18 protein-coding genes are annotated in these 24,568 nt (G+C 47.0%); 8 read left to right on the forward strand and 10 right to left on the reverse strand.

The genetic code is table 11. The features are described 5' to 3' along the window. Positions 1-359: 359 nt before the first annotated feature. The 8 genes from L21SP3_RS00360 (at position 360) to L21SP3_RS00395 (ending at position 16,245) form a co-directional block, all read left to right on the forward strand. On the forward strand, positions 360-2,306 hold the full coding sequence (locus tag L21SP3_RS00360; RefSeq protein WP_077538433.1) for a glycoside hydrolase family 97 protein: 1,947 nt from the start codon (positions 360-362) through the stop codon (positions 2,304-2,306). 52 nt (positions 2,307-2,358) lie between these two features. Further along, positions 2,359-3,297: a glycoside hydrolase family 43 protein gene (locus L21SP3_RS00365; protein ID WP_227806778.1), complete on the forward strand. Its 939-nt coding sequence runs from the start codon at positions 2,359-2,361 to the stop codon at positions 3,295-3,297. A gap of 28 nt (positions 3,298-3,325) precedes the next feature. Next, on the forward strand, positions 3,326-4,609 hold the full coding sequence (locus L21SP3_RS00370) for an arabinan endo-1,5-alpha-L-arabinosidase (protein WP_077538437.1): 1,284 nt from the start codon (positions 3,326-3,328) through the stop codon (positions 4,607-4,609). Between the two features lie 117 nt (positions 4,610-4,726). Then, positions 4,727-5,257, forward strand: a complete 531-nt coding sequence (locus tag L21SP3_RS00375) for a sigma-70 family RNA polymerase sigma factor (protein WP_077538439.1) — start codon at positions 4,727-4,729, stop codon at positions 5,255-5,257. Next, positions 5,250-6,902, forward strand: a complete 1,653-nt coding sequence (locus L21SP3_RS00380) for an NPCBM/NEW2 domain-containing protein (RefSeq protein WP_161488018.1) — start codon at positions 5,250-5,252, stop codon at positions 6,900-6,902. Before L21SP3_RS00375 ends, L21SP3_RS00380 begins: the two co-directional genes overlap by 8 nt. Before the next feature lie 136 nt (positions 6,903-7,038). Continuing rightward, positions 7,039-9,255 carry a LamG-like jellyroll fold domain-containing protein gene (locus L21SP3_RS00385; protein WP_161488019.1) on the forward strand — a complete coding sequence of 739 codons (2,217 nt, stop codon included), beginning with the start codon at positions 7,039-7,041 and terminating at the stop codon, positions 9,253-9,255. 43 nt (positions 9,256-9,298) lie between these two features. After that, a complete protein-coding gene (locus L21SP3_RS00390) occupies positions 9,299-11,599 on the forward strand; it encodes a LamG domain-containing protein (RefSeq protein WP_077538445.1) in 2,301 nt (766 codons plus the stop codon). A gap of 131 nt (positions 11,600-11,730) precedes the next feature. Beyond that, the gene (locus L21SP3_RS00395) at positions 11,731-16,245 is read left to right on the forward strand and encodes a LamG-like jellyroll fold domain-containing protein (protein ID WP_161488020.1); all 4,515 of its coding nucleotides are present in this window, start codon (positions 11,731-11,733) and stop codon (positions 16,243-16,245) included. 92 nt (positions 16,246-16,337) lie between these two features. Here L21SP3_RS00395 and L21SP3_RS00400 read toward each other — a convergent pair whose 3' ends face one another. From L21SP3_RS00400 to L21SP3_RS00445, 10 genes are all read right to left on the reverse strand, one after another. Beyond that, positions 16,338-17,057, reverse strand: coding sequence for a SagB/ThcOx family dehydrogenase (locus tag L21SP3_RS00400; protein ID WP_077538449.1), 720 nt, complete (start codon positions 17,055-17,057; stop codon positions 16,338-16,340). Positions 17,058-17,164: 107 nt separating this feature from the next. Then, positions 17,165-18,487 (reverse strand): histidine--tRNA ligase, encoded by a 1,323-nt coding sequence (gene hisS / locus L21SP3_RS00405; protein WP_077538451.1) that lies wholly within the window; start codon positions 18,485-18,487, stop codon positions 17,165-17,167. 49 nt (positions 18,488-18,536) lie between these two features. After that, entirely contained in the window at positions 18,537-18,818 is a 282-nt protein-coding gene (locus L21SP3_RS00410; RefSeq protein WP_077538453.1) for a cupin domain-containing protein, read from the reverse strand. Positions 18,819-18,826: 8 nt separating this feature from the next. Continuing rightward, positions 18,827-19,666: an FRG domain-containing protein gene (locus L21SP3_RS00415; protein WP_077538455.1), complete on the reverse strand. Its 840-nt coding sequence runs from the start codon at positions 19,664-19,666 to the stop codon at positions 18,827-18,829. 18 nt (positions 19,667-19,684) lie between these two features. Continuing rightward, on the reverse strand, positions 19,685-20,110 hold the full coding sequence (locus L21SP3_RS00420; protein ID WP_077538457.1) for a hypothetical protein: 426 nt from the start codon (positions 20,108-20,110) through the stop codon (positions 19,685-19,687). 95 nt (positions 20,111-20,205) lie between these two features. After that, positions 20,206-21,066 (reverse strand): ParA family protein, encoded by an 861-nt coding sequence (locus L21SP3_RS00425; RefSeq protein WP_077538459.1) that lies wholly within the window; start codon positions 21,064-21,066, stop codon positions 20,206-20,208. Continuing rightward, positions 20,996-21,460 (reverse strand): transcription antitermination factor NusB, encoded by a 465-nt coding sequence (nusB, locus tag L21SP3_RS00430; protein ID WP_161488021.1) that lies wholly within the window; start codon positions 21,458-21,460, stop codon positions 20,996-20,998. Before nusB ends, L21SP3_RS00425 begins: the two co-directional genes overlap by 71 nt. Positions 21,461-21,515: 55 nt before the next feature. Beyond that, positions 21,516-21,980, reverse strand: coding sequence for a 6,7-dimethyl-8-ribityllumazine synthase (gene ribH / locus L21SP3_RS00435; protein ID WP_077538463.1), 465 nt, complete (start codon positions 21,978-21,980; stop codon positions 21,516-21,518). 73 nt (positions 21,981-22,053) lie between these two features. Beyond that, complete coding sequence (gene hisI, locus L21SP3_RS00440) at positions 22,054-22,491, reverse strand: phosphoribosyl-AMP cyclohydrolase (RefSeq protein WP_077538465.1); 438 nt, start codon at positions 22,489-22,491, stop codon at positions 22,054-22,056. Between the two features lie 6 nt (positions 22,492-22,497). Beyond that, complete coding sequence (locus L21SP3_RS00445) at positions 22,498-24,462, reverse strand: aconitate hydratase (RefSeq protein WP_077541775.1); 1,965 nt, start codon at positions 24,460-24,462, stop codon at positions 22,498-22,500. Positions 24,463-24,568: the final 106 nt, after the last annotated feature.

The following is a 24,568-nucleotide window of genomic DNA, read 5'->3' on the forward strand; positions in this document are numbered from 1 at the left end:
TTGTTTTACAGCAATCGCTTACATTCAAATAAAATCTGTGCCATCTGTGGATAAAAAATCAGCCCATACCAAATCCCCTTCGTGTGTTTCGTGGTAACAAACACAAGCTTTGGGACGTTATCAAAAAATTGTCGCAAACGGCTGTTTTTCAGGCTGATTTGGTGTTTCTTCAGCATAATCCCGCCCGCAGCTTAACTAAGGGATGCAGTTCTTGAGCCTTTTACTGCTTTTAATCGAACCGAATTGGGATCGCCTGCTATAACGCAAAATGGTTTTCTTTTAACGCAAAATGGTCTTAAACCTTTGAAAAATTTTTTTATGCTTTAATAAATCGAGAGCTTTTTTAAGGGAGAATTTTTATGAAAAGAAAGAACATTCTATTGGCTTTTGCAGCATATTTGTTCTTTTCTTCAGCTGTTTTTTCGGCTGATTCGCTATCCAGCCCGGACGGGAAATTAGAGGTTTATTTTTCGCTGAACGATAAGAACGCCGTCTCTTATTCAGTGGAATATGCAGGCATGGAGGTGTTAGAAAAATCAGATCTTGGTCTTGTATGCGAATGGGCGGATTTTGATTCATTCCTCAAGCTTGCCTCAGAGAGTGATGTTCAGCAGGTTTCACAGAAATACAAGATGCTTCACGGCAAGAAGAAAAACTGCTCTTACAAGGCAAACAGAAAAGTTTATACCCTCACCACTCCTCATAACTCTGCAATAAAGATTGAATTTCGAGTGTCGGATAATTTTGCTGCTTTCCGGTATATCCTGCCTGATAACGGAAAATTTTATTCTGTTATTAAAGACGAAAAAACCTCTTTCAACTTCCCCGAAGACACTTTAAGCTGGCTTCATCCGATGGCAGAGGCCAAAACAGGCTGGGAGAAAACTCAGCCTTCATACGAAGAACATTATGCCGCCGGAAGAGAGGCGGGGGAGGATTCGAAATATGGTCAGGGCTGGTCTATGCCCGCTCTATTCAAAACTGCCGATGATAATTGGGTGCTGCTCTTTGAGACAGATGTTTACAGCGATTATTGCGGAACGAGGCTCCTGAAGGCGGATGATAAGGGGGGTTTTAAGATAGGCTTTCCTCAGCCTGAAGAACACAGAGGCATTCAGGATCCCGTATCGCCGGCAGTTGAGCTGCCTTTCAAATCCCCGTGGAGGGTTCTTGTGGTTGGGGATAATCTCGGGGCAGTTGTCGAGTCCACAGCAGCAGCTGATCTCGCCTCACCATGCAGGCTCGAGGATACAGGGTTTGTAGAGCCCGGCCGCGCCGCTTGGCACTGGCTTCGATATGCAGATTCCAGCTCCACTCTTGAATATGCAAATTCATTCCTTGATTTTGCCGCAAAGATGCAGTGGGAATATATGCTGATAGACTGCTACTGGGACAACAATATCGGATATGAAAAGATGGAGGATTTCGTTAAGAAGGCCAATTCAAGGGGGGTGAAGGTTATCCTCTGGTACAATTCTAACGGTTTCTGGAATGAGGCTCCGCTAACCCCAAAGCATAAGATGCACACTCGCAGTGTGAGGCGGAGCGAATTTGCCAGGCTCAAGGAGATGGGTGTTGCAGGGGTTAAAATTGATTTCTTCGGCGGCGATAAACAGGCAGTAATGAAGCTCTATCAGGATATTCTGGAAGACGCCGCTGATTATGGAATTATGGTTAATTTTCACGGAGCAACTGTTCCCCGCGGCTGGCACCGCACATATCCTAATATGCTTACTCTCGAATCAGTTAAAGGCATGGAATACTGCACTTTCAATCAGGGCAATGCTGATGCCCAGCCTCAGCACTGCTGCATACTCCCTTTCACACGAAATGTCGTGGGGCCTATGGATTTTACGCCGGTAGTATTCAATCCGGAGATTCGCTCTGTGCAGCTGAGAACCACTCTCGGCTTTGAGCTTGCATTGTCGATTGTGTTCGAATCGGGGATTCAGCATTTCGGCCTTGTGCCTGAAGAGTATGATTTGATGCCCGATTATGTTGTTTCTTTCCTGCAGGATGTGCCTGTGAGCTGGGATCAAACGCATTTTATCAAAGGATATCCGGGCAAACTTGCTGTAATCGCCCGCAAAAAAGGCGCCAGCTGGTATATCGGAGGGATAAACGGAGAAGCTGAGAAAAAGAATATCAGTATAGATTTGTCTTTCGTTGAGAATCTCAAAGGCAAATCAGTGAGTGTTATTACAGACGGCGAAAATCGCAGCTTTATGCATAAAGAGCTTCAGGCTGAAGGAGGCTTTGAGATAGATTTGAATGCAAACGGCGGGTTTGCTGCAGTTGTAGAATAATTGTTTTAAAAACACAAAATAGGCAAATATGATTAGAAATAGAGAAAAAATTATGTTCAGATTGATTTTAGTTTTGACCGCTGCATATAGTTCTGTGCTTTTTGCAGACAATCCGATAATTACGGATAAATACACAGCAGACCCGGCAGCTTTGGTGCACGAGGGGAAGGTTTACCTTTACGCCGGCCACGATGAATGCCCTCCCCGGCAGCATAGATATGTGCTGAATGAATGGCTATGCTTCAGCTCAGAAGATATGGTGAACTGGAAGGAGCATCCAGTTCCTTTAAAGGCGAAGGATTTCGACTGGGCAAGAGCAGACGCCTGGGCATCAGAGGTGATTGAAAGGGACGGAAAGTTCTACTGGTATGTAACGGTTTCCCATAAAAAGATTCACGGCAAGGCGATAGGCGTTGCGGTTTCAGACAGCCCCGAAGGGCCTTTCGAAGATGCTCGGGGCTCAGCTCTAATTACAAACGATATGACTACAGATGTTAAAATCTCTTGGGACGATATAGACCCTACCGTATTTATTGACGATGACGATCAGGCCTATATGTACTGGGGCAATCAGAAATGCCGCTGGATTAAGCTCAAAGACAATATGATCGAAACAGAGGGCGAAATCCATACTGTTGAAGGTCTCCCGGAATTTACCGAAGCCCCGTGGATTCACAAACGCGGAGACTGGTACTATCTGTCTTACGCATACCAGTTCCCCGAGAAAACCGCCTATGCGATGAGCAAATCGATTGAAGGGCCTTGGGAATATAAGGGCATTCTCAATGAGCTCGCGGGCAACTGCAATACTAATCATCAGGCGATTATCAGCTTCAAGGGCAAAGACTACTTCTTCTATCATACAGGCGGAATTTCCACTGAAGGCTCAAGTTTCAGAAGGTCTGTATGCATTGATTATCTATACTACAACCCTGAGGGCACGATGAAAAGAGTGCAGATGACAACAGAAGGCGTTGAACCGGTAAAATAACTTTTAGGAAGATATTGGGAGAATAAAAATGAAAAGTTTTGCTTTATATTTGGTTATTGCTGTAATTGCTTCTGCCGGGAATTTGTATGCTAAGGAGGGGGTGCTTGAAGGCATGCCTGACCCGGCGGTAATCTCGGACGGGCAGGGGACATACTATATCTTTGCAACGGGTAAAGGCCTCCCGTTTTACCGCTCTGACGACCTTGTTGAATGGAAGAGGGCGGGCACTGTATTCGATAAGCCCGTACCGCAATGGTCGAAAAAGGCAATCCCGCAAACTGAAGGGATATGGGCGCCGGACATTGTAAAGCTCAATGATAAATACTACGTTTACTACAGCGTTTCTTCATTCGGAAGCCAGCGGTCTGTTATTGGCGTGGCTCGAAGCAGCTCTTTAAATCCCGAGTCGCCCGAGTATGGCTGGAAAGACCTCGGACTTGTTATAGAATCACATCCGGGCAAAGATGATTTCAACGCTATCGATCCCGCAGCCTTCCAGCAGGACGACGGCAGGGCGTTTATGGTTTGGGGTTCGTTTTGGGGCGGAATCAAGAGCATTGAGATAAACCCCGATACGGGCAAACCTCTCAGAGACAATCCAGAGGTCTCTACCGTGGCAGCGAGACCGGACACGCCTGAGATCCCGAATACTCCTTCACATGCGATTGAAGGGGCGTATATGGTAAAGCATAAGGATATGTACTATCTGTTTGTTTCATGGGGGCTCTGCTGCGATGGTGCAGAAAGCACGTATCGAGTTATGGTTGGGCGGTCGGAAAATCCTCTCGGCCCGTATTTTGATCACGAAGGCAAACCGCTTGCAGAAGGCGGGGGAACTCTTGTGCTTGCAAACAACGACTACTGGCGCGGCCCGGGGCATAATTCCGTGCTTACCACAGAGAAGGGCAGCTGGATGGTGCATCATACATACAATACATTCCAGCTTGAAAAGCAGAGAATCCTCCAAATTCGCCCGATCTACTGGTGCAAAAACGGCTGGCCTGTTGTGGGCGAGCCGCTCAGCGAGGATAACCCAAAAACCACCGAACAAGCCAGTCCGAGCCCCGATGATATTATCGGGAGCTGGAGGCTGAGCATTAATTACGGCGCCCAGAAGATTTATGACTTTCTCCCGGACGGACGAATAGCAAACCATCCAAAGGCTGGATGGAAATTGTCCGGCAATATAATAATGATTAACTGGCCTGAATCTAATGCCGCAGACAGATGTGTGGTGGAGATGTCTAAGGATTCGTTTATCGGACGTAATCAGTATGGCGATGTAATCCGCGGGATTCAGCTTGACCATTAAATTTTTGAATTCGGATGGCGAATTTGTTCAAAAAGACTAATCTATTAATTTTTTAAAATTTTTTGTTCCAATTTCGTGTGTTTGGCAAACTTCATTATAGGAGGCAGAAAACGGCGTATGGATAGTGAATGCAAAAAAGCGAGTGATGATTTCCTTGATTTGCTAATACCAAATCAAGTTCGGATATATGCGTACATCCTCAGTATGGTTCGCAATTATCACGATGCGGACGATGTTCTGCAGGATACGGTGAAGACTATGTTCGAAAAATATGAGGAGTCTAAGCCGATTGATAATTTCGTGGCGTGGGGAATTCAGATTGCTTATTTCAAAATACTCGATTTTAGAAAGAAAAAAGCTAATTCGAAAGTGCAGTATGACCAGCAGCTTTTCGAAAAATTTTCTGATATGGTAGAGCAGAAACAAACCAAAGATGACAGTGTTGAAAATCTTGAAAAATGCATAAGAAAGCTCAATCCCCGTGCAAGGAAAATGGTGGAGCTGAGGTACTATCAGGACTTTAGGCCGAGGCAGATATCATCCCTTATCGGGCTGTCTGTAACTAATGTATATAAAATAATGAGCAGGATACACGGCAAACTGCTTGCCTGCTTGAAGGCTGTTCCTGCAGATGAAAGATATGAATAAGAACCTAAAAAGTGAAATTGATCAGCTCCTTTATTTAACTCTGGAAGACAAAGCCTCCCCTGAACAGACCGAACGTCTAAACAGGCTTATGGCCGGCAGCGAAGAGGTTATGAGCTATGCAGCTGATTATTATTCGCTTGCTTCTCGTTTGAAAAAGAGCAATGCTATTGCCCTGGCATCACTGAACAGCCCAGAAGAAACCAATGAGCTGTTCAATGTTCTCGAAGAGCTCGCAGCGCAGGAGCAGTTCGCCCCGAAGGTTGAGGCTTGCAGAGAATGTGAATCCGGGGCAGAAGAGAAGATAGAAAAATTCAAGCCGGTAGCAGGGACGGAGAGGGTAAATAAATTTATGCTTGTTTCCACAGCCGCTTCAGTTGCAGCGCTTTTGCTGATAATAATATATGCCCAGATCTTTCCCGCAAAGCAGCCGGTAGCGAGGCTGAAGGATTCTATCGGAGCCCAGTGGCAGGGTGCTCGAAATAATTTTGAAATTGGAGATGTGTTTACCAACGCAGCAGATCCGATAACTCTCAAGGAAGGCTATGCAGAGATTCAATTTGATTACGGCGCTTCTGTGGTGATTGAAGCCCCGAGCGAATTTTTCTGCAAATCAGATAATCAGATCTTTATGGAATACGGAAGCCTGTATGCAAGAGTGCCCCCGGAGGCTGTGGGATTTACCGTTGATACGGGAACATCAAGGATTGTAGATTTAGGCACAGAATTTGGAGTTAAAGCAGGAGCAGATACTCAGCTGCATGTTCATAAGGGTGAAACCAGGCTCTTGGCAGGGCAGGGCAACAGCAGACATAACTATTCAGTTCTTGCAGGGGAGGCTAAAAAGATGCTTCCAAGCTCAGCAGATGTGCAGGATATTGAGCTCAGCAAATATATGTTCGTTAAGCAGATTAACTCCGAAACAAACCTGATTCGCAGAGGGCAGTATTATATTGATCTGGCAGATATAGTTTCCGCTGGCAACGGTTTTGGAAGCGGCAGGGAAGCTGTTGAGCTGAATCCAGCAAGCGCAGAATTCTCTAAAATATCATCAGAAGACCGGACTGCAGACAACAGATTCAGAAGCGTTAAAAGCCCGTTCATTGATGGGGTGTTTGTTCCTAACGGGGCTCTCAGGCAGATAATTGCCTCAGCAGGCCACCTTTTCAAGCAGTGTCCTGAAACCATGGGCAACTACTATGTGGGCATTACTGAAAACCTGAACCGACTTGACGACCGCCCTATAGAACTAAACGGCATCGATTACGGAAAAGACAAAAATTCTTCGATCTTTATGCATGCTAATATCGGTATTACATTCGATCTGGAGGCTCTTAGAAACCAGCTTGACGGCGCATCTCTTAGAAATTTCAAGGCTGATATTGGCGTGTGCAATTCATCTTGGCAGCAGTGCAACGCAGATTTCTGGGTTCTGATAGACGGTGAGCTTAAATACAGCAGAACAAACGTTACAGAAAAAGGCGTCATCGATTCTCTGAACATCAAAATAAACCCTGAAGACCGCTTCCTCACACTCGTTACCACTGACGGAGGCGATCCAGAAGTATTGTATAAAGACGGCGAGCCGATTTACAGTATTCAAAGTGATTGGTGTATTTTTGCTGAACCGATGATATTGTTTGAATAAATGAGTTATGAAAGAGAGGTGCTTAGCGGTAAATGATTAGAAAAAGAGAAATGGTTATGAGAAAAATGGCGGATATCCTTCGGGAGGATATTCATAGAACTAAAATTTATATGTTATGTTTTTAGGAGATTATATTGTGAACAGATTAAACTTAATTCTAATGATATTGCTGACACTTGCAGTGTCAACAGAATCATCAGCAGCAGTGAATCACCGCTACACATTCAACGATAATGCTGATGATGTGGTTGGCGGTCTTACAAGCACGCTTGTGGGAGATGCCTCTGTCTCCGGCGGAGAGCTTCTGCTCGACGGTACTGACGACTGGCTTGAGATGGATGCGGCAGGTATTGCAGCAAACACATATTCGGAGCTGACTATGGAGATGTGGTACACTCCGACAGCCGGCGGGAACACTGGCTTTACAATTCTCTCGTATTTGGGCGGTAATAATCCTGATTCCACATGGATGGGGATAAATTACTTCTTTATGACATCAGCCCGAGAAGATAATGTCAGCAGGGCGGCTATCTGTACTAACAATACAGCCGACCCGTGGGCTACAGAAACAGGTGTGAACGGAACAGAATACGATGATGCAGTGGAGCATCATATGGCTGCCTCTATTGATGCTGATAAGATTTATTTCTATCTCGATGGAGATCTGGTCGGCACGGCTGAGCTTTCCGAAGACAACAATCTTAGCGATGTTTCTAATGAGCTTGCCTATCTTGGTAAAGGCGGATATCTGAACGACCCGGAATGGTACGGCTCTATAAATGAATTCCGCATTTACGACAAGGTGCTCAATCCCAATGAGGTAACTTATACAAATCTCATTGGACCTGAGAGCCTTGCGGGTATTGTGATTAGAAGCTCTGTGCCTGAATACGGTGCTGATTTAGTTCCTCTCGATCAAACCCTTACTTGGACAACGGAAGCTTCAGTCGCAGTTGATCATTACAATGTCTATTTCGGGTCAGACCCCAACATTGCAGACTCGACTATCAGCGATGTATCTTCATACGACCAGCTCGGTTCTTCTGCAGGCAAGAATCTTACATCTGCTGAATACACACCAGCCAGCGACATTACTATCGAAAACTCAACTGATTACTACTGGCGTATTGATACTGTAGCCGCTGATTCCACAGTATATCAGGGTACAGGAAGAATGTACACTACTGTACCGGCCTCACCAGTTTTAAGTGATGTTTCGCCCCAGTATCAGCTGACTGCAAGCGGGGGAACAGAAGATGCAGTGTTCTCTGTTACGGAATTGAGCGATGTGGAAGGCGTAAACTATCAGTGGTATAAAGTTGGCGATACCGAAGATGTTATGCTATCGGATGATGCAGTGTACAGCGGTACAGCCACAGATACGCTTACAATAACCGGAGCAACGCCTGACGAAGAAGGCTACTACTACTGCACAGCGGAAAATTATGCCGGCTCTGATACAAGCGAAGATGCGCCGGGACGCCTTGTTACTCGCAGGCTCGTCCATCATTATCCGCTCGAAACAATCAATATCGACGGTGAAACAAGAACTTCTCCTGATGCTGCAGGCGGGGCTGATATGTCTATCGTGAGCGAGGCAAACGATTCAGACGACGGGCTCGACTTCCCTGTAACAGATCCGAACGTGGTTAATGCTAATATCGGTCAGTACAGCGTTTTCTTCAACAACAGCGACGCTGAAGATCCGAACAACGCATACGGGCAGTATGCAACGCTTCCGGAAGGAATCGCAAACTATGAAGATATTACAATTTCTGCATGGGTTTACCGCAACGGCGGGAGTGAATGGCAGCGCATTTTCGGATTCGGCAATGACACCTCCACCTATATGTATATGACTCCTGATTCCGGAGGAGATCCGGGATTTCGCTTCGTAATTAACGACGGCACAAGCGAGGTGGTTATGGAAACCTCAACTTGGGTTACCTCAGGCCAGTGGCATCATGTTGCCGTAACTCTCGGCGGGGATACCGGCAGACTGTTTCTAAATGGTGAACAGATTGCGATGAATGAATCGATGACGCCAAATCCAAACTCATTCAACCCGTCTAACAACCTAATCGGCGACAGCCAGTGGGAAGCTGACCCATACTATAACGGCCTCATGGATGATTTCAGGATCTATTCCTACGCGCTCACTCCAACAGAGATTGCTCAGCTTTACACAGACATAAAGACTGATGAATATATCTGTGTGCCTGATGAGAACAATCCGATCAGCTATGATGTAAACGGCGACTGCCGCGTGGATCTAACTGATATGGTTGAGATTATGAGTGCTTGGCTGGATTGCGGACGTGTTAGTGAAGAAGCCTGTTCATGGTCTTACTAATGCTGGTTAAATTAACGTTAATAAAATAACAGGAGAGCTTGTTATGAGAAATATAATAATTACATTATTGTTTACATTGGCAATGGTTATTGCGCTGCCCGCATCGGCAGCAACAGTTGCCCATTGGGATTTTGAAGACGGTGTTGCCGGCGAGCCTTTCACACCGGAAGGTGATGCCAGCGGCTCCGGCTATTCTGCAGATTTAGTTGCCGGTTATCCTATGTATGGCTGGGACGAATACTACGGCCCGTCCTATTCTGATGTTACACCAACAGGTGAAGGCCTCAGTATGAGCGCTGATGCCAATCATCAGGACGGCTATGCAGCAGCCGAGGAACTTACCAGTTGGTCGCCAAGCGTATGGACAATCGAAGTGGCTGTTTATCTTGAAGAGATGGATGGCTGGGATACTATTATCGGAAGAGAGGGGTCTGCTGCTGGGAATGCGGCCGCAGATTTCTATCTGTCAAATGACGGTGAGGATGATACTTTCCGTATTGATTTTATGACCGTTGGCGGCGAGCGTTGGGTATTAGACAGCGATTTTGTTCCGGTTATAAATCAATGGTACAGGATTGCAGTTACCTGTGACGGTGAGACTGTCAATATGTACTGCGACAAAATGGACGGCGAGGGATTTGTAAACGCAGGCACGCTCGACATTTCCTCTCAGAGCGTAGCTGATAACGCACTTGCTCAAAGCGGATTCAACTGGACATTCGGCCGTGGCTGGTACAATGGAAACCAAGCGGATCATATTGACGGCTATATTGATGATGTCAGGTTCAGCGACGAAGTGCTGAGTAAAACCGAATTTCTCGGAGCTGATCTCTCTGCATACGATCCCGACCCTCAGCCTTATCACCCAGAGGACGGAACCGTAGGCAATATCCACGGCGATCAGGCGGCCTTAAGCTTCAACTTTAAAGCCGGCCCAGGCAAGGAAACAGCAGTTAACCCGGATATTCTCGTTCACTACATCTACCACACCAAGGGCGACGGCAGCGGCGATATGATCGAATCTCCATACACAGTTACCCATTCAGACTACAGCGATCCGAACGTTTCATACGGGCCGCTGCTTCTTGAACAGGGGACTGATTATGAGTGGTACGTGGAAGAAGGCCTCGATGACGGCACCGGCAATCCTAAGCCCGCAGGAGACCCGAACAACTATTACAGCCCAACGTGGAGCTTCACTACTGTTTCCCACAAGCCCGGGTTCGTAAGCGGGCCGGAGAATGCCGTTGCAGATGAGAACGGAAACTGTTCATTTACTGTAGAAGGCTCGCTCACAGCCGAGACTTACCAGTGGTTCGACGGCGAAACAGATGCGCCGCTCTCTGAAGGCGGTATGTATTCGGGAACTACCACCCAAACCCTTACTATCACCGGAGGAACAATTGCTGATGAAGGCGAGGTTTACTGCGTCTGCTACAACGGCGATACTTCATCCGATCCGGTTAGTGCAAGGTGGTATATGCCTCGCCTGATAGGGCACTGGAAGTTCGACGGGAATCTCGAGGATTCTGTGAATGAAGTGTATCCAAGCGTTCCGTCTAATGACGGCGTTCTCGCTGTGCATGATTCAATCGCAGGTCCAGGCGACCCGAACTACGCAAGCAGTGAAGGTCAGACAGCAATCGACGGAGATGCCGCTTGGTTCTTCAACGACGGCGATTTCGTTGAGATTCCGAATCAGGACTACTACAACTTCTACCACGAAGGCTTCACTTTCAGCTGCTGGTATAAGATGGATGAAACCGCCGGCTGGACTCACCCGATGATCAGGCTCGAACCGGGTAATACATCAGCGTCCGGAGTGCTTTTCGGTATTGATACCGGCGCCCGTCAGGACTGCCGTTTCATTATTGAAAATGCTCTGGGATGGCCGGGACTGAATTCTCACAATGCAGATGAGCCTGTAGCCTACAATGACGGTGAGTGGCATATGATGACCGCAACTTATGACCCTGAAGACGGTACGGCAAAACTCTATGCAGACGGTACTTTCGTAGAAGAAATCGCTGCTGACATGAGCTCGCTGGGCTATCCGGATGCACCGTTCAGGATTGGCGGCTCCAATCTCGACGGCAACCCTGCCATTCAGGGCGGCGCGGATGATGCACGAATCTACAGCTATGCTCTAAGCGCTGAAGAAGTTGCTAATCTCTACGTTGATTTCAGGCCGGATGAATATGTATGCGTGGCAGAAGAAGGAAGCGATCTTGATCTTTACGACCTCAACGGCGACTGCCGCGTTAATCTTACCGATTTCGCTCTTGTCGCTCTCGACTGGCTCAAATGCAGCAGAGTTCCATATTCTGCCTGCGACTGGGAATAGAGAAAATCTGAGCTGAAAACTTAATTCACAATCCAAGCGCTCCGGCATATTATATGTGCCGGAGTGCATTTTATGTTAGTTCAGTCTGCCATCCCATAAAATCATAAAAATGGAATATGAGAGGTTATGATATGCGATTAAGCAATTATCTGATTTATATATTATTATTTTTTTCTTTACTGCTCACAAATTTATCAGCAGAAACAATAGCCCAGTGGGATTTTGAAGATGGAACAGAAGGTATGTCGTTTTCAGATATGCCCTCAGGGGGAAGTGTTGACGTTGTAAACGGCTATCTCCTGCTTGGCTACGACAGCACCTACGGGCCGGCATTTGCCTCAGACGAAAGCCCAGCAGGCCTCTGCGGATACTGCAATGGACAGCAGGACGCTTACACAACCGAGTATGCCCTTAATGAATGGTCTCCGCAAACGTGGACAATAGAGATATCCGCGAAGCTTGAAGACCTCTCAGACTGGGAAACGTTCATCGGCAGAGACGGCTCTACCAACGGAGACCCAGAAGCGGATTTCTATTTACAGAAAAACGATGTTGGCGGGCAGTTCCGCCTGAATTACGAAACTGTTTCAGGCGAGCGGTGGATACTTGATTCTGATTTCACTGCTGAGGCTGATAACTGGTATCATCTTGCAGTTACCAGCGACGGACAAACCCTCACAATGTACTGCGATAAAACTGACGGCAGGGGCTTTCAGGTTGCAGGAACTCTCGATATATCCTCCCAAACCCCGGCAGAAAACGCTATGGCTGCAACTGATTACAGCTGGACTGTAGGCCGAGGCTGGTACGACGGGAATAACGTCGATCATATCACAGGATTTTTTGATAATGTAAGATTCAGCGACAGCGTTTTATCTCCCAGCGAGTTTATGGCATACAGTCCTTTCTTGATAACAGAGACAGAATCTGGTACTGTGCTTTTCCGAAGCGATACAGCCTGCACAGACAGCTACAGCATAGTTATGGCAGAGCAGCCTGAAGAGGATGTAGTGATAACTGCGAATCCGCCTGAAGGCCTAACCCTCGGCAGCGGCGACGGGCAGCCTGCAGATATTACGTTTACCTCGCAAAACTGGGACTCGCCTCAGCAGATAACTGTGCAAATTTCAGATCCATCCGCAAGCTTTGAAAATGCATCAATACAGCATACTGCTTCAAGCACCAGCTCCCGGTACGACGGACTTGCGATTAGAGATGTTGAGGTGCAGATTGCGGATGATTCCTGCGGGATATGGGGCTACCTCGAAGGTGATTACAATATGGACTGCAAGGTGGATATCGAGGATTATTCCATCTGTGCAGATATAAATCTTCTCAACGTGCCTCTTATCGGGCTGAAAGCCCTCGCTCACGACTGGCTTCTCAATACGCTCATCTACGACCAGCAGATATACAGCCGCTCGATTCAGGAGCTGGAAGAGCCTAACTTCATCGACACTTCAAACATACTTCACAAAGTTGACATAAATGTTTACGGGCATTTCCTCGAGCACATCTACCATTCGGTAAACGGCGGTCTTTGGGGAGAGATGATTTGGAACAGGAGCTTTGAGCTCACAGAAAACGGCGCAGGCACTTGGAGCAAAGAAAGCGGCGAGCTTATTCAGTCCAGCCTCGGAACTGACATTCATTTTGAATTCGGAGAGCAAAGCTGGACAGACTATGAGCTGACACTCGAGGCACGTAAGGACGAAGGTGCTGAGGGATTTTTGATTGTTTTCAGAGCTGAAGACAGCGACAATTTATACTGGCTCAATCTGGGCGGATGGGAAAACTCTCAGCATGCAGTTGAGAAAGAAACTGACGGCGGCAGGTCAACTCTTGTATCTGCCGGAGGCAGTATAAATACTGATCAGTGGTATGATATTCGAATCCGCTGCGAAGGAAATAATTTCGAGGTTTACGTAAATGAAAATCTCCTGTTTGACTTTTCAGACTCAACCTCACCTTTCCTGACAGGGCGGATAGGTCTTGGCAGCTGGGCGACCAAGGTTCGCTATCGCAATATTGAAGCTGCCGACCTCTCCGGCGAGAACGTATTATTCAGCGGTCTTCCAGACCTTCCGATTCAGCCTTTCAACGCAGAGTCTTGGCAGCTTTATGGCGATGTGGATGCATCCATATCATCTGATGCCCTTAACAACAGCTTAAGCGCAGAGCTTTCAGCTTCAGCCGGCGGGGCAGGCCTGCAGCAGAACAACTTCAAATTTACACAGCAGCCTTACCATGGCTCGCTTTGGGTTAAGGGGTCAATGCCCGATGGGCTTAAGATTGAATTTCTCGACGGAGACACTGTTCTCGGACAGGAGATAATTCCCGCTCCGGAATCAGGCTGGGATGATTATCCCTTCTCAATAACGCCTTCTGCTGAAACTGAAAACGGCTCTATGCGAATTCTCTCGCAGGGTGCAGGCGATGTAAAGATCGATCAGGTTAGTATGATGGGGCAGGACTCTATAGATGCCGGCGGATTCAGACCTGATCTTCTCGAAGCGGTAGAAGGGCTCAGCCCGCCGATAATACGCTGGCCGGGAGGCTGTTTCGCTTCGCTTTATTTCTGGAAGGATGCCATCGGTCCTCAGCACGAGAGAACAATTTATCCCGCTTATATGTGGGACGATCAGGATATCAACTCCTACGGTACTGATGAATTTATCCGGATGTGCGAGAAAATCGGCTCAGAGCCTCTGCTTGTAATAAATACAGGCGTTTTAGACAGTGCATGCGGAGCGCCTGCTCAGTGGAAGCATTCAAACCCCGAGCAGTACCTCCAAGACGCTCTGGATTGGATGGAATACTGCAACGGCTCCACAGACACAACATGGGGAGCAAAACGCGCCCAGAACGGGCATCCCGAGCCGTACAACGTAACCTACTGGGAGATTGACAACGAAACTTGGGCAGCCGGTTCAGCGGCGTATATCGATAAAGTGCAGGCATTTGCACCTGCCCTCAGGCAGAAGGCGGATGAGCTGGGTGTTCCGATTAAGCTTATCGCTGTTGGCGGGGGAAGCTATGATATGAACTGGAACAGAGACATAATCGACAGCTGCGCCGAATTGATAGATTATATCAGCGTGCACCATTATGAAGGCGCAGACGGCTATGCATTAGGCCCTGAGAATTATGACAACTTCCTAACAGATCTTTCAAGCTATATAGCAGGCTCTGCAAACCCTGATATGAAGATTTATAATTCTGAATGGAATCTCCAGACAATCGACTGGAGAACAGGGCTCTTTGCAGGCGGGATACTTAATGTGTACGAAAAACACGGCGGCTATTTCAAGCTCGGCGGCCCAGCTCTCTTCCTGAGGCATACCTCAGCTTCCGGCTGGAATAATGCCTTCATAAACTTCGACCATACCGACTGGTTTCCCGCCCCTAACTACGTTGTTATGAAGCTCTGGAGAGACCATTATGCCCCGAATTACGTTCAGACAGAAGGCCCTGATAACGGAATGAGCATATCTTCTGTCCTCTCGGAAGATGAGCAGACTCTGTACGTGCATATTGTGAATCCGCAGTCAGAGCCGCAGGATTTGGAATTCGAGCTCGACGGTTCATTCGTGCCGGAAGAGGCCTATCTGGAATACGCTGCACCGGGCGATTTGTACGCACAGAATACGATGGAAAATCCTGATGCTGTAAGCGTTGAATCTAAGGGGGTTGGCCTAAGCGGACAGGTTATAAGGTTCAATATGCCTGCCTACTCAGCGGGCGTGCTTACTGTCGAAACGGGCAAGCCCCATAAAACCGAATTCCTTTACAGCTACTTCAAAGGCAATGGTGAAGACGGTCTTCATCTGGCTTACAGCGAGGACGGCAAAAACTTCACCGCCCTGAATAACGATCAGTCCCTGCTTGCTCCGAATGCAGGCAGCGGCCTCATGCGAGACCCCAGCATCTCTCAGGGGCCTGATGGAACGTTTCATATGGTATGGACTACCGGCTGGTGGGATAAAGGGATTGGCGTTGCCCACTCAGACGACCTTATAAACTGGTCTGAGCAGACCTTTCTGCCCGTTATGGCCGATGAGCCGGATGCACAAAACTGCTGGGCTCCGGAAATCTTTTATGATGAGCAGTCTGAGAATTATTTTATCTTCTGGGCTACTACCATTGACGGAGCCTTCCCGGAAACCTACAATCCCGACGACGATAACAATCATCGGATATACTGCGTTAAAACGAAAGATTTCAGCTCATACTCTGATACCCAGCTGTTCTACGAACCCGGTTTCAACGTGATAGATGCCTTCATAACCAAAACAGCTGATGAATATGCGATGGTGGTTAAAGACGAAACTAAAGCCCCCGCTGCACAGAAGAATCTCCGCCTTGCTTTCAGCAGTTCGGCCGAAGGACCCTATTCAGATGCTTCAGAACCAATATCACCTTCCGGCCTATGGGTTGAAGGGCCTTCAATGGTTAAAGCCGGCGGGCAGTGGGTGATTTACTATGATGCCTATACCGAAGGCTATATGGGAGCGATTGCATCAGAAGATATGAAAAGCTGGAACGATATAACTGATCAGGTTTCCTTCCCTTCAGGCACGCGTCATGGAACTGTATTCAGGGTAACTGATGATGTGCTGAACAATCTAAAGCAGCTTGCACCTTGATAACGTTTGTTCACCGTTACATAAAAACTGCAGCATATTATAATTTTACTTTACCCCGCAGCTCTCTGCGGGGTATTTATATCTATGCTGATTTATCCTGCAACGCTCATATAAACGGTGCTTTCTTCAGTTCCGTCAACCCCGATAATCTTATTTACCTGATCATCGAAAATAGCCGCTATCTGGCAGCTCCCCAGTCCGAGGCTCGCAGAGGCAAGAGCGAGATTCTCTGCTATATGCCCTGCATCCAGATAGATATACCGGTAAGCCCTCTGGCCGTACTTCCATTTCATGCGCTGAAAAACAGCAGTCCATATAAACACAGCTGGAGCCTGTGCACACATCTGCTGCCCAAGGGCGGCTCTGGCGGTTTCGCCTGAAACATCTGCCTCTCGGAGCTGCTCAAGGCAGTGTTTTCTTATGTTGTAGTGGTAAACGCCCGGGCTTAGCTTTTCAGCATTGTTTACTGCAATATAAGTTTCTATCGGATAAAGAGCTCCAGCTGAGGGGGCTGTGCGAAACGCAAAACCGCGGGATGTATCGGATATGCCGGTGGATGACCAGAGCAGATATGAAAGCTCGTTTATCTTCAGCGGTCTTTGAGAGTAGCTGCGGACGCTCCTCCGAGTTTTCAGTGCCTCATGTACACTCATATCCGAGTTGGGTTTGGCTGCCGGGAGCTTTATCGTTTTGCTCTCCGGATAGCTCTTGTAGGTGTCAGGTTTTGCAGACCAGTCTAACTGTTTGCCGAATGGTTTGTCCCTGTCATACTTGGTTTGCTGCTGAAACTTATCTCCAATTGAACCCTGCATTTGTTTTCTCCTGCTTGTTTTCTGTAAAAAGAACTTTGTAAACCAAAATCTTTTCTGATTTTCCTATAAGCTGCTGTCTTATTAAAGAATAAAAGCAAGCCGGCAGATTATTCTTCGCCATTTTCCTGATTTGGTTCGCTGAACTTGAGCTCATCGCAGAACTGCTTGTAATCTGCAGTCCGCTGCTCGGAGGTTTCCATATTCTTCAAAACGATCTGTTTATTCTCGATATACTCCCCGCCGAGAATTATGCACTTTTCTGCCTTCATTTCCGAGGCCTGCTTCATAAGCTTTTTCATCTTGGCCTTTTTGTACGAAAATTCTGCTGAGAATCCTGCAAGCCTCAGCTTCGCTGCAAGCCCTGCGGCCACCTCGACAAGCTCATCATCCATCACGGCGATGAAATAGTCCGCTGCGGGTTTGGGCATTTCTTCCGAGATTAGCCCTTTCTCTCTGAGCAGAATCTCAAGAACGCAGTCTCCCATCCCCATGCCGGTAGCGGGTATTGACGGGCCTCCGAAGTCTTTGAGCAGGCTGTCGAAGCGTCCGCCTCCGCATATCGCACGAAGACTGCCCTCACGGTCGTGTATCTCGAAAACCATGCCTGTGTAGTAGGCAAGCCCGCGCACAATTCCAATGTCAAATTCGCAGTATTCGCTGATTCCCATGCTCTCAAGCAGGCTGAAAAGCTCGACAAGCTCATCGATGGCCTCTGCTGCTTCGCTGCTGTACTGCAAGTTTTCCTGAAGCTCACTGAGCTGTTTTGTTGCGAATATCTCAAGGAGCTTCTGCCGTTTTTCCTGATCGGGCAGTTTTTCCTCGAGCAGTTTTTCGAAAGCCTCTTCGGGTATTTTCGCTTTTTTGTCCAAGGCTGCGTAGATTCCGGTATGGAGTTCCTGCTCTATCTCGCACGCCTCTAAAAGCCTGCTGAGCATCTTTCGCGAGGATATCTTAACTGCGATATCCTTCTCGGTAAGCCCGGTTTGCCGCAGATAATCTACAGCGCAGAGGATTACCTCCGCATCGGCAACAATTTCCTCTACGCCTATAATATCAATATTCCACTGATAAAATTCCCTCAGCCGGCCTTTCTGAGGCCTCTCTGCCCTGCATACACGAGGCACGCTGAACCACTTTATAGGCTTTGGAAGGGAATTGATTCTCTGATTGACCATTCTGGCAAGGGTAGGGGTTATTTCTGGGCGTATGGCAAGCCCGCGGCCGCCGCGGTCTTCAAAGCTGAAAAGCTGTTCGGCTATCTCTTCCCCGCTTTTCTGTTCATACATCTTCAAATGCTCAAAAATAGGCCCGTCGTATTCTTCGAAGCCGTTTCTGAGCGAAGCCTCTTTCCATCCTCCAACTATCCAGTTGTGCAGACGCATCTGCGGGGGGTAAAAATCTCTTGTTCCTTTTACTGGCTGAATCTTCATTGTTTTGCTCTATCGGTTTGTGTTAAAATTTTTTGCCGGCTGCCAGCCCTTACTTGAAATTGTAGTGTTTTTTCAAATCTTTTGTAACGTTCCATCTGCATTCAAGACCTTCGGGAAATTCTGCATAATCTCCCGCCTCGAGCTTCACGCTCTCTTTTCCGTCCAGACTGATTATCTCCACCTCGCCTTCAATTATAAGAGCCATCTCAGTTTCTGTGTAGAACCAGTCGAACTCTCTTGCGGGGCTCTGCCATACCGGCCAGCCTTCGCATTCAGCTTTAAGTTCCTCTGAAGGGTTGTTATTTGTCTTTATATCGCTTATTTTTTTCATAATCTTTTTTAATCAAAGTTCTTAAAAATTGTGTCAAGGTCTTTGTTTACTTGTTTCTGGTACTCTTTATCAATCAGTATATGGTTTTTCATGCTTCTTGCATATCCTTCCAAACCGGGGTAAAGAGTCGAGCTTGTGATGTTCATCCTGTAAAGTTTTCGAAGTAAGTCACCATGAAACTTTTTTGGGATTGTAATTTTCTTAACAGCTCTCCCGCTTGAGATCAGATTATCATAATAGCTTGATGTTATATCTTTTGGAAACGTGAATACTCCCTGCTGGATTCTTAGACGGTCATTCATATATTTAGGCTCTGCAATGATGATGCCCTGATTTATTTTACTGATTTGTTCGGGATTTTTGGACATTGCCAGAATCTGTTCAACTTCAGCCTCTGCTTTTTCGTTATATTTTGATGTAATATTGAATTTCCATGCCTCATCGTTTGTCTTTTCCTTTTCTTCAGAAGATATATCGATTACCCAAAGGGCTGCATCTTGAACAGACTCATCAAGAGCGAAAAACAGACCGACCCAAAAAGATCTGGTAAAATCAAGAAGTCTTGTTGGGCAGCCGTAATGCTGCATTAAAGCCAGCCACTCTAATTCAGATTTTGGGGTATGATTTATGTAATGGTGAGCTTGCCTCTTAAATTCAAATCGCACAAGATCTTCCTGATAAGTCAATCTGTCTTTAGGTAATTCTTTAACAACTCTTTCAAAAGTGGTATTTAACCCCCAAGTATTATTAGACTGACCTCTGAATATATATTTATACTGTTCTCTGGAAAATTCTTCAAGGTCATCTATTTTTTTTACTGTCAGTTCTATGATTTCTTTAATTTTCATAACGTTTATTGAAGTTCATTAAAGTGAAATAGCCTTCCTTCTGGATTCAACCAACTTATTGATTCTTTCTACATCTTTTTCAGCTGCCTCCTCGCTCCATAAATCTTCTTCTTTTTGTTTTTCTTCAGATGGAGTGCCCTTAATTAGCACCAACTTTCCTATCTGCAAAGATATATTAGTTCCTGTAAAGTTTGTCCCTTCCCCTGCAAAACCGACAAGAGTTTGATTAGATGAGTTAACTGCCTCTGCAAGTGTGGGGAGAGGTTCTTTTATAGCAATGCTCGGCTCTTGATTCTTTTCTTTAACGAAATCAAACTCCAAAACTCCCCCGACCTCTTCTGCTGGGTAAGCCGTTGCATTGATAGAAATGTCAGGTTTAAGAGACGTTTTTATCGTATTTATAAATTTTTCAATGTATTTTTTTATTTTTTCTTTGTCTTGCATTTTATCAGCTCTAATTAATTTTTGTTATAATCAAGGGGTATCATATTTTATACGATTCTGAATAAATATCGTTTCTGCAAAAAAATATTATGTGATTATATCATATCCGTTTCAAAATCGATATATTCCCCTGTGATAAAGCCTGTTACCATTCGGTAGTCTATGGCTCCGTTGCAGTTTGGCTCATACTCGTAAATAGTTTTTCCGTATCCCGGGGCTTCAGCGAGTTTTATATTATTTCGAACGGCTGTCGGTATTACTTTCGCATTTTGCCATGGGTGGCCGCTGTTTCTGCTGGCCTCGAGGAATTCGGCAATATCGTTTTTCACCTCTTTAGAAAGGCTCGTTCTTGTATCAAACATACAAAGAAGAACCCCCAGCACCTTGAGCTCAGGGTTAATCCTGCTGCTTACAATTTCCACGGTTTCCAGCAGTTTGCTCAGCCCCTGAAGGGCAAGGAAATGGGGCTGAAGCGGTATTATCACCTCATCCGATGCTGCAAGCGCATTTAGCGACAGGAGCCCGAGCGAGGGCGGGCAGTCTATGATAACGTAATCAAATTCAAGCTCTGAGCTGCCGAGCCCGTGTCTTAGAATCTGCTCCCTGTCTTCGGCCTGCCATATCTCATTCTCCGCCCCCACAAGATCAATATTTGCAGGCAGTATGCTGAGATTATCCCGAATCTCTTCTGCGGCATCTTCCAGTGTGCAGCTGCCTGTAAGCAGTTCATACAAGCTGAACTCAATATCATTAGGGTCTATACCGAAATGAAGCGTCAGATGCGCCTGCGGGTCCATATCAACAACCAAAGTTTTCTTCCCGATCTCTGCCAGGCAGGCGGCAACATTTGCGGATGTTGTGGTTTTGCCAACGCCGCCTTTCTGGTTAAGTATGGATATTGTTCTCATAAGCTGCCTCGCTTTTTTCGTCTTGCCCGTAGCGTTTATATACCGCATCGAGAACCCCGTTTACGAATTTGGATGAGTGCGCGGTGCCGAATTTTTTTGCCATCTCCACGCCTTCATTTATCGCAACCTTCGGCGGTATATCATCGCAGAAGATTATCTGATAAACGCAGAGCCTGATTACAGCCCTCTCCAGCGGCATAACCCTCTCAACAGACCATCTCTCCAAAACCGTTCCCACCATTTCATCGCAGGTTTGCAGATTCTCAATCACTGCGTAAACCCATTTCTTTGCTGTCTCGGCTGTGAAATTGTCTCTGGCATTTTGCAATGCAAAATCCTTAATCAGCTCGTCCCTGCTCCATGCCGGCTTCGGCTCAGTTTTTTCGGATTTTCTGCCTTGATTAAACAAGTTCTGCTGTTCGAGCTGAAACAGAAGCTGCATAGCTATTTCCCTTGCTTCTGTTTTTCTGTGCAATTTTTTACGATCTGTCATTATTTTATATTTGCCTGAGCACGTTGACCATCTCAATAGCGCCCTCAGCGGCCTTTGCTCCGCTGTTGCCTGCTTTTGTGCCTGCACGCTCGATTGCCTGCTCGATGCTGTCAACTGTAACTACGCCGAACATTACGGGGATTTCAGAATCGTAGTATATCTGCCCGACGCCGCGGGATATCTGCTGGCATACGTAATCAAAGTGGGGTGTTTGACCGCGGATTACAGCACCGATACATATTACAGCATCGTACTTCCCGCTCTTGGCGAGCTTCTTCGCGGCAGGGGTGATTTCGATAGACCCGGGAACCCAGACCACAGTGCAGTCTGACTCGTCTGCTCCGTGCCGCTTGAGAGAGTCTATAGCTCCATCGAGCAGTTTGCCGGTAATGAATTCATTAAAGCGGCTTACCACGATTGCAAATTTGCAGCCGTCTGCCTTTAAGTCGCCTTGAATTGTATTTATCATAACTCATTCCTTTTCGTTTAGATTAAATCAAACGAGTATTTTATCTTATATCAGCTGGAAAAAAAGCGATTTTTCAGCTTTGCTTTCCCGATTCACCGTTTGTCTTGCTGTATGCCTCTTTGGGGTCGTAAACCTTCTCATCTGAAATCTTCAGGCTCTTATCATCCAGAACTTCTCTGTAGAAGCAGCTTTTATAGCCCACATGACACTGCCCCTGATCTATTTCAACCTTCAAAAGAAGGCAGTCCTGGTCGCAGTCGGTAAATATCTTTCTCACCTTCTGAAAATGCCCGCTCTGTTCGCCCTTGCGCCATAGCTTCCCGCGCGATCTGCTGTAGAAAACGGCTCTGCCTGTTTTGACTGTTTCTTGAAGAGCCTCTTGATTCATATATGCAGCCATCAGCACCTCGCCAGTCTTTTCTTCTTGGCTTATTGCGAGGATTAGGCCGTCTTTGTTGAATCTTGGCGAGAAAACCTCGCCCTCTTCCAGCATTTTCTTATCGAGCTCCATTTGCATTCAGCTTTCTTTATTGAGATTTTTCGTGTAATTGAGAAGCCCTGCGCTGAGAAGGATATCCCTGTCTCTGGGCGAGAGAGTGAGTTTGCCGGTTAGAGTTTTGCCTTTGGTTTTGTTTTCAATCCTCAAGCTGTCTTCTGATTTGACTGCCTCCAGAAGATTCGGGATAGCGATCTCATCTTCCTGAGAGATGCCTTCATAATCAGAAGGATTTTCGAACTCTATCGGCACAATTGCAAAGTTTATCAGGTTTGCCTTGTGTATCCTCTCGATTGATTTGGCAATCACAGCCCTCACGCCCAGATACATCGGGCAAAGCGCTGCATGTTCTCTTGAAGACCCTTGCCCGTAGCTCTCGCCTGCAATGATTATGCCCGCCTTGCCCTGATTTTTCAGCTTCAGGGCTCTGTCTGCGAATGTAGGTTTGCCTTCTTCATTGAAGCAGTTGAACACTACCTTTGCATATTCAGGAACATTCGAGCGGAACTTCAGATAAGCCCCTGCCGGCATAATGTGGTCTGTTGTAATCTTGTCGCCGCACTTGAGCAGTACATTGCCATCAAGCTTCTCAGGCAAATATTTCGGCGCCTCTGGAACTACAATCGTAGGCCCTCTCTGCACCTGGCATCTCTTTGCCTCTTCTTTATCCAGCGGCTCCTGTATGAGGCTGTCGTCTATAGTAAAGGCATCGGGCATATCTACCTCAGGATAATCCGCCCCCAGCTCTCTTGGGTCTGTGAGTTTGCCAGTAAGCGCAGCTGCAACAGCTGTCTCGGGGCTCACGAGATAAGCGTTGTCGCCCTTGGTGCCGGTTCTGCCTGCGAAATTGCGGTTGAATGTCCGTACTGTTGCCGTATCGTTGGCAGGGGAGAAGCCCTGGCCGATGCAAGGCCCGCAGCCGCATTCGAGTATTCTTGCTCCAGCTGCTATTATATCCGAGAGGGCGCCGTTGCTTGCGAGCATATTCAGCACCTGCCTGCTCCCGGGAGCCACCCCCAGCTCAACGAACGGGGCAATTGTTTTGCCCTTCATCACTTTCGCTGCCATCATAAGGTCTGCATAGCTTGAGTTTGTGCAGCTTCCGATAATCACCTGCTGCACTTCGGTGCCCTGAATTTCTTTAACTGTTTTGATATTGTCCGGCGAGGAAGGGCATGCCGCCATCGGTTCAAGCGAAGACAGGTCGATTTCTATAACTCTTTCGTACTCTGCATCGCTGTCCGGCTCAAGAGGCTGATAATCATCAGCTCTTTTCTGCGCCTTCAGAAATCTCTTTGTTACCTCATCGCTTGGGAATACGCTCGTTGTTACGCCCAGCTCAGCCCCCATATTCGTAACAGTAGCCCTCTGAGGGACGCTGAGATTCTTCACGCCTTCGCCGAAGTATTCTACTACGCAGCCAACATTGCCTTTTGTCGTTAGAATGCTAAGAAGCTTGAGGATAATGTCCTTGCTCGCTGTCCAAGGCTGGAGCCTGCCTGTAAGCTTAACGCCGATCACCTTAGGTGCAGTGAGGAAGAATGCTCCGCCTCCCATAGCCACTGCCACGTCAAGCCCGCCTGCGCCGACTGCAATCATACCGATTCCGCCGCAGGTTGGGGTGTGCGAATCACTGCCGAGAAGGGTTGCCCCAGGCCTGCCGAAACGCTCCAGATGAACCTGATGGCATATTCCGTTGCCCGCTCTGCTGTGGTACGCTCCGCTCTTAGCTGCCACTGTCTGAAGGTAGAGATGGTCGTTGTGATTTTCCGGCCCGAACTGGCTCATATTGTGGTCTATATAGCTCACGCTTTTCTCTGTTTTCACTCTACCGGCACCCATCGATTCGAACAGCAGGTAGGCTGTTGTTCCCGTTGCGTCCTGAGTGAGCGTCTGGTCTATTCTTATCCCGGCAGGGCTGCCTTTCTCGAGGCTGCCTTCCATTAAATGCGATTTCAGTATTTTGTATGTTAGCGTATCACCCATTTGTTTTTCTCCAATTATTCTGTTGATATTCTTTATGCTGAGCATTTTAATAAAAAACTGAATCAATACAACTTTTACGCCAAGACCGAGGCTTAGTATCTTTCGC

Origin of the sequence: Sedimentisphaera cyanobacteriorum (assembly GCF_001997385.1) — a bacterium.
In the GTDB taxonomy this organism is placed as follows: domain Bacteria; phylum Planctomycetota; class Phycisphaerae; order Sedimentisphaerales; family Sedimentisphaeraceae; genus Sedimentisphaera; species Sedimentisphaera cyanobacteriorum.

What these genes read in the sequence shown, in the direction of transcription:
- L21SP3_RS00360 (WP_077538433.1), top strand. Translation starts at nt 360, where the DNA reads ATGAAAAGAAAGAACATTCTATTGGCTTTTGCAGCATATTTGTTCTTT.
- L21SP3_RS00365 (WP_227806778.1), top strand. Translation starts at nt 2,359, where the DNA reads ATGTTCAGATTGATTTTAGTTTTGACCGCTGCATATAGTTCTGTGCTT.
- L21SP3_RS00370 (WP_077538437.1), top strand. Translation starts at nt 3,326, where the DNA reads ATGAAAAGTTTTGCTTTATATTTGGTTATTGCTGTAATTGCTTCTGCC.
- L21SP3_RS00375 (WP_077538439.1), top strand. Translation starts at nt 4,727, where the DNA reads ATGGATAGTGAATGCAAAAAAGCGAGTGATGATTTCCTTGATTTGCTA.
- L21SP3_RS00380 (WP_161488018.1), top strand. Translation starts at nt 5,250, where the DNA reads ATGAATAAGAACCTAAAAAGTGAAATTGATCAGCTCCTTTATTTAACT.
- L21SP3_RS00390 (WP_077538445.1), top strand. Translation starts at nt 9,299, where the DNA reads ATGAGAAATATAATAATTACATTATTGTTTACATTGGCAATGGTTATT.
- L21SP3_RS00395 (WP_161488020.1), top strand. Translation starts at nt 11,731, where the DNA reads ATGCGATTAAGCAATTATCTGATTTATATATTATTATTTTTTTCTTTA.
- L21SP3_RS00400 (WP_077538449.1), bottom strand. Translation starts at nt 17,057, where the DNA reads ATGCAGGGTTCAATTGGAGATAAGTTTCAGCAGCAAACCAAGTATGAC.
- hisS (WP_077538451.1), bottom strand. Translation starts at nt 18,487, where the DNA reads ATGAAGATTCAGCCAGTAAAAGGAACAAGAGATTTTTACCCCCCGCAG.
- L21SP3_RS00410 (WP_077538453.1), bottom strand. Translation starts at nt 18,818, where the DNA reads ATGAAAAAAATAAGCGATATAAAGACAAATAACAACCCTTCAGAGGAA.
- L21SP3_RS00415 (WP_077538455.1), bottom strand. Translation starts at nt 19,666, where the DNA reads ATGAAAATTAAAGAAATCATAGAACTGACAGTAAAAAAAATAGATGAC.
- L21SP3_RS00420 (WP_077538457.1), bottom strand. Translation starts at nt 20,110, where the DNA reads ATGCAAGACAAAGAAAAAATAAAAAAATACATTGAAAAATTTATAAAT.
- L21SP3_RS00425 (WP_077538459.1), bottom strand. Translation starts at nt 21,066, where the DNA reads ATGCGGTATATAAACGCTACGGGCAAGACGAAAAAAGCGAGGCAGCTT.
- nusB (WP_161488021.1), bottom strand. Translation starts at nt 21,460, where the DNA reads ATGCAGCTTCTGTTTCAGCTCGAACAGCAGAACTTGTTTAATCAAGGC.
- ribH (WP_077538463.1), bottom strand. Translation starts at nt 21,980, where the DNA reads ATGATAAATACAATTCAAGGCGACTTAAAGGCAGACGGCTGCAAATTT.
- hisI (WP_077538465.1), bottom strand. Translation starts at nt 22,491, where the DNA reads ATGGAGCTCGATAAGAAAATGCTGGAAGAGGGCGAGGTTTTCTCGCCA.
- L21SP3_RS00445 (WP_077541775.1), bottom strand. Translation starts at nt 24,462, where the DNA reads ATGGGTGATACGCTAACATACAAAATACTGAAATCGCATTTAATGGAA.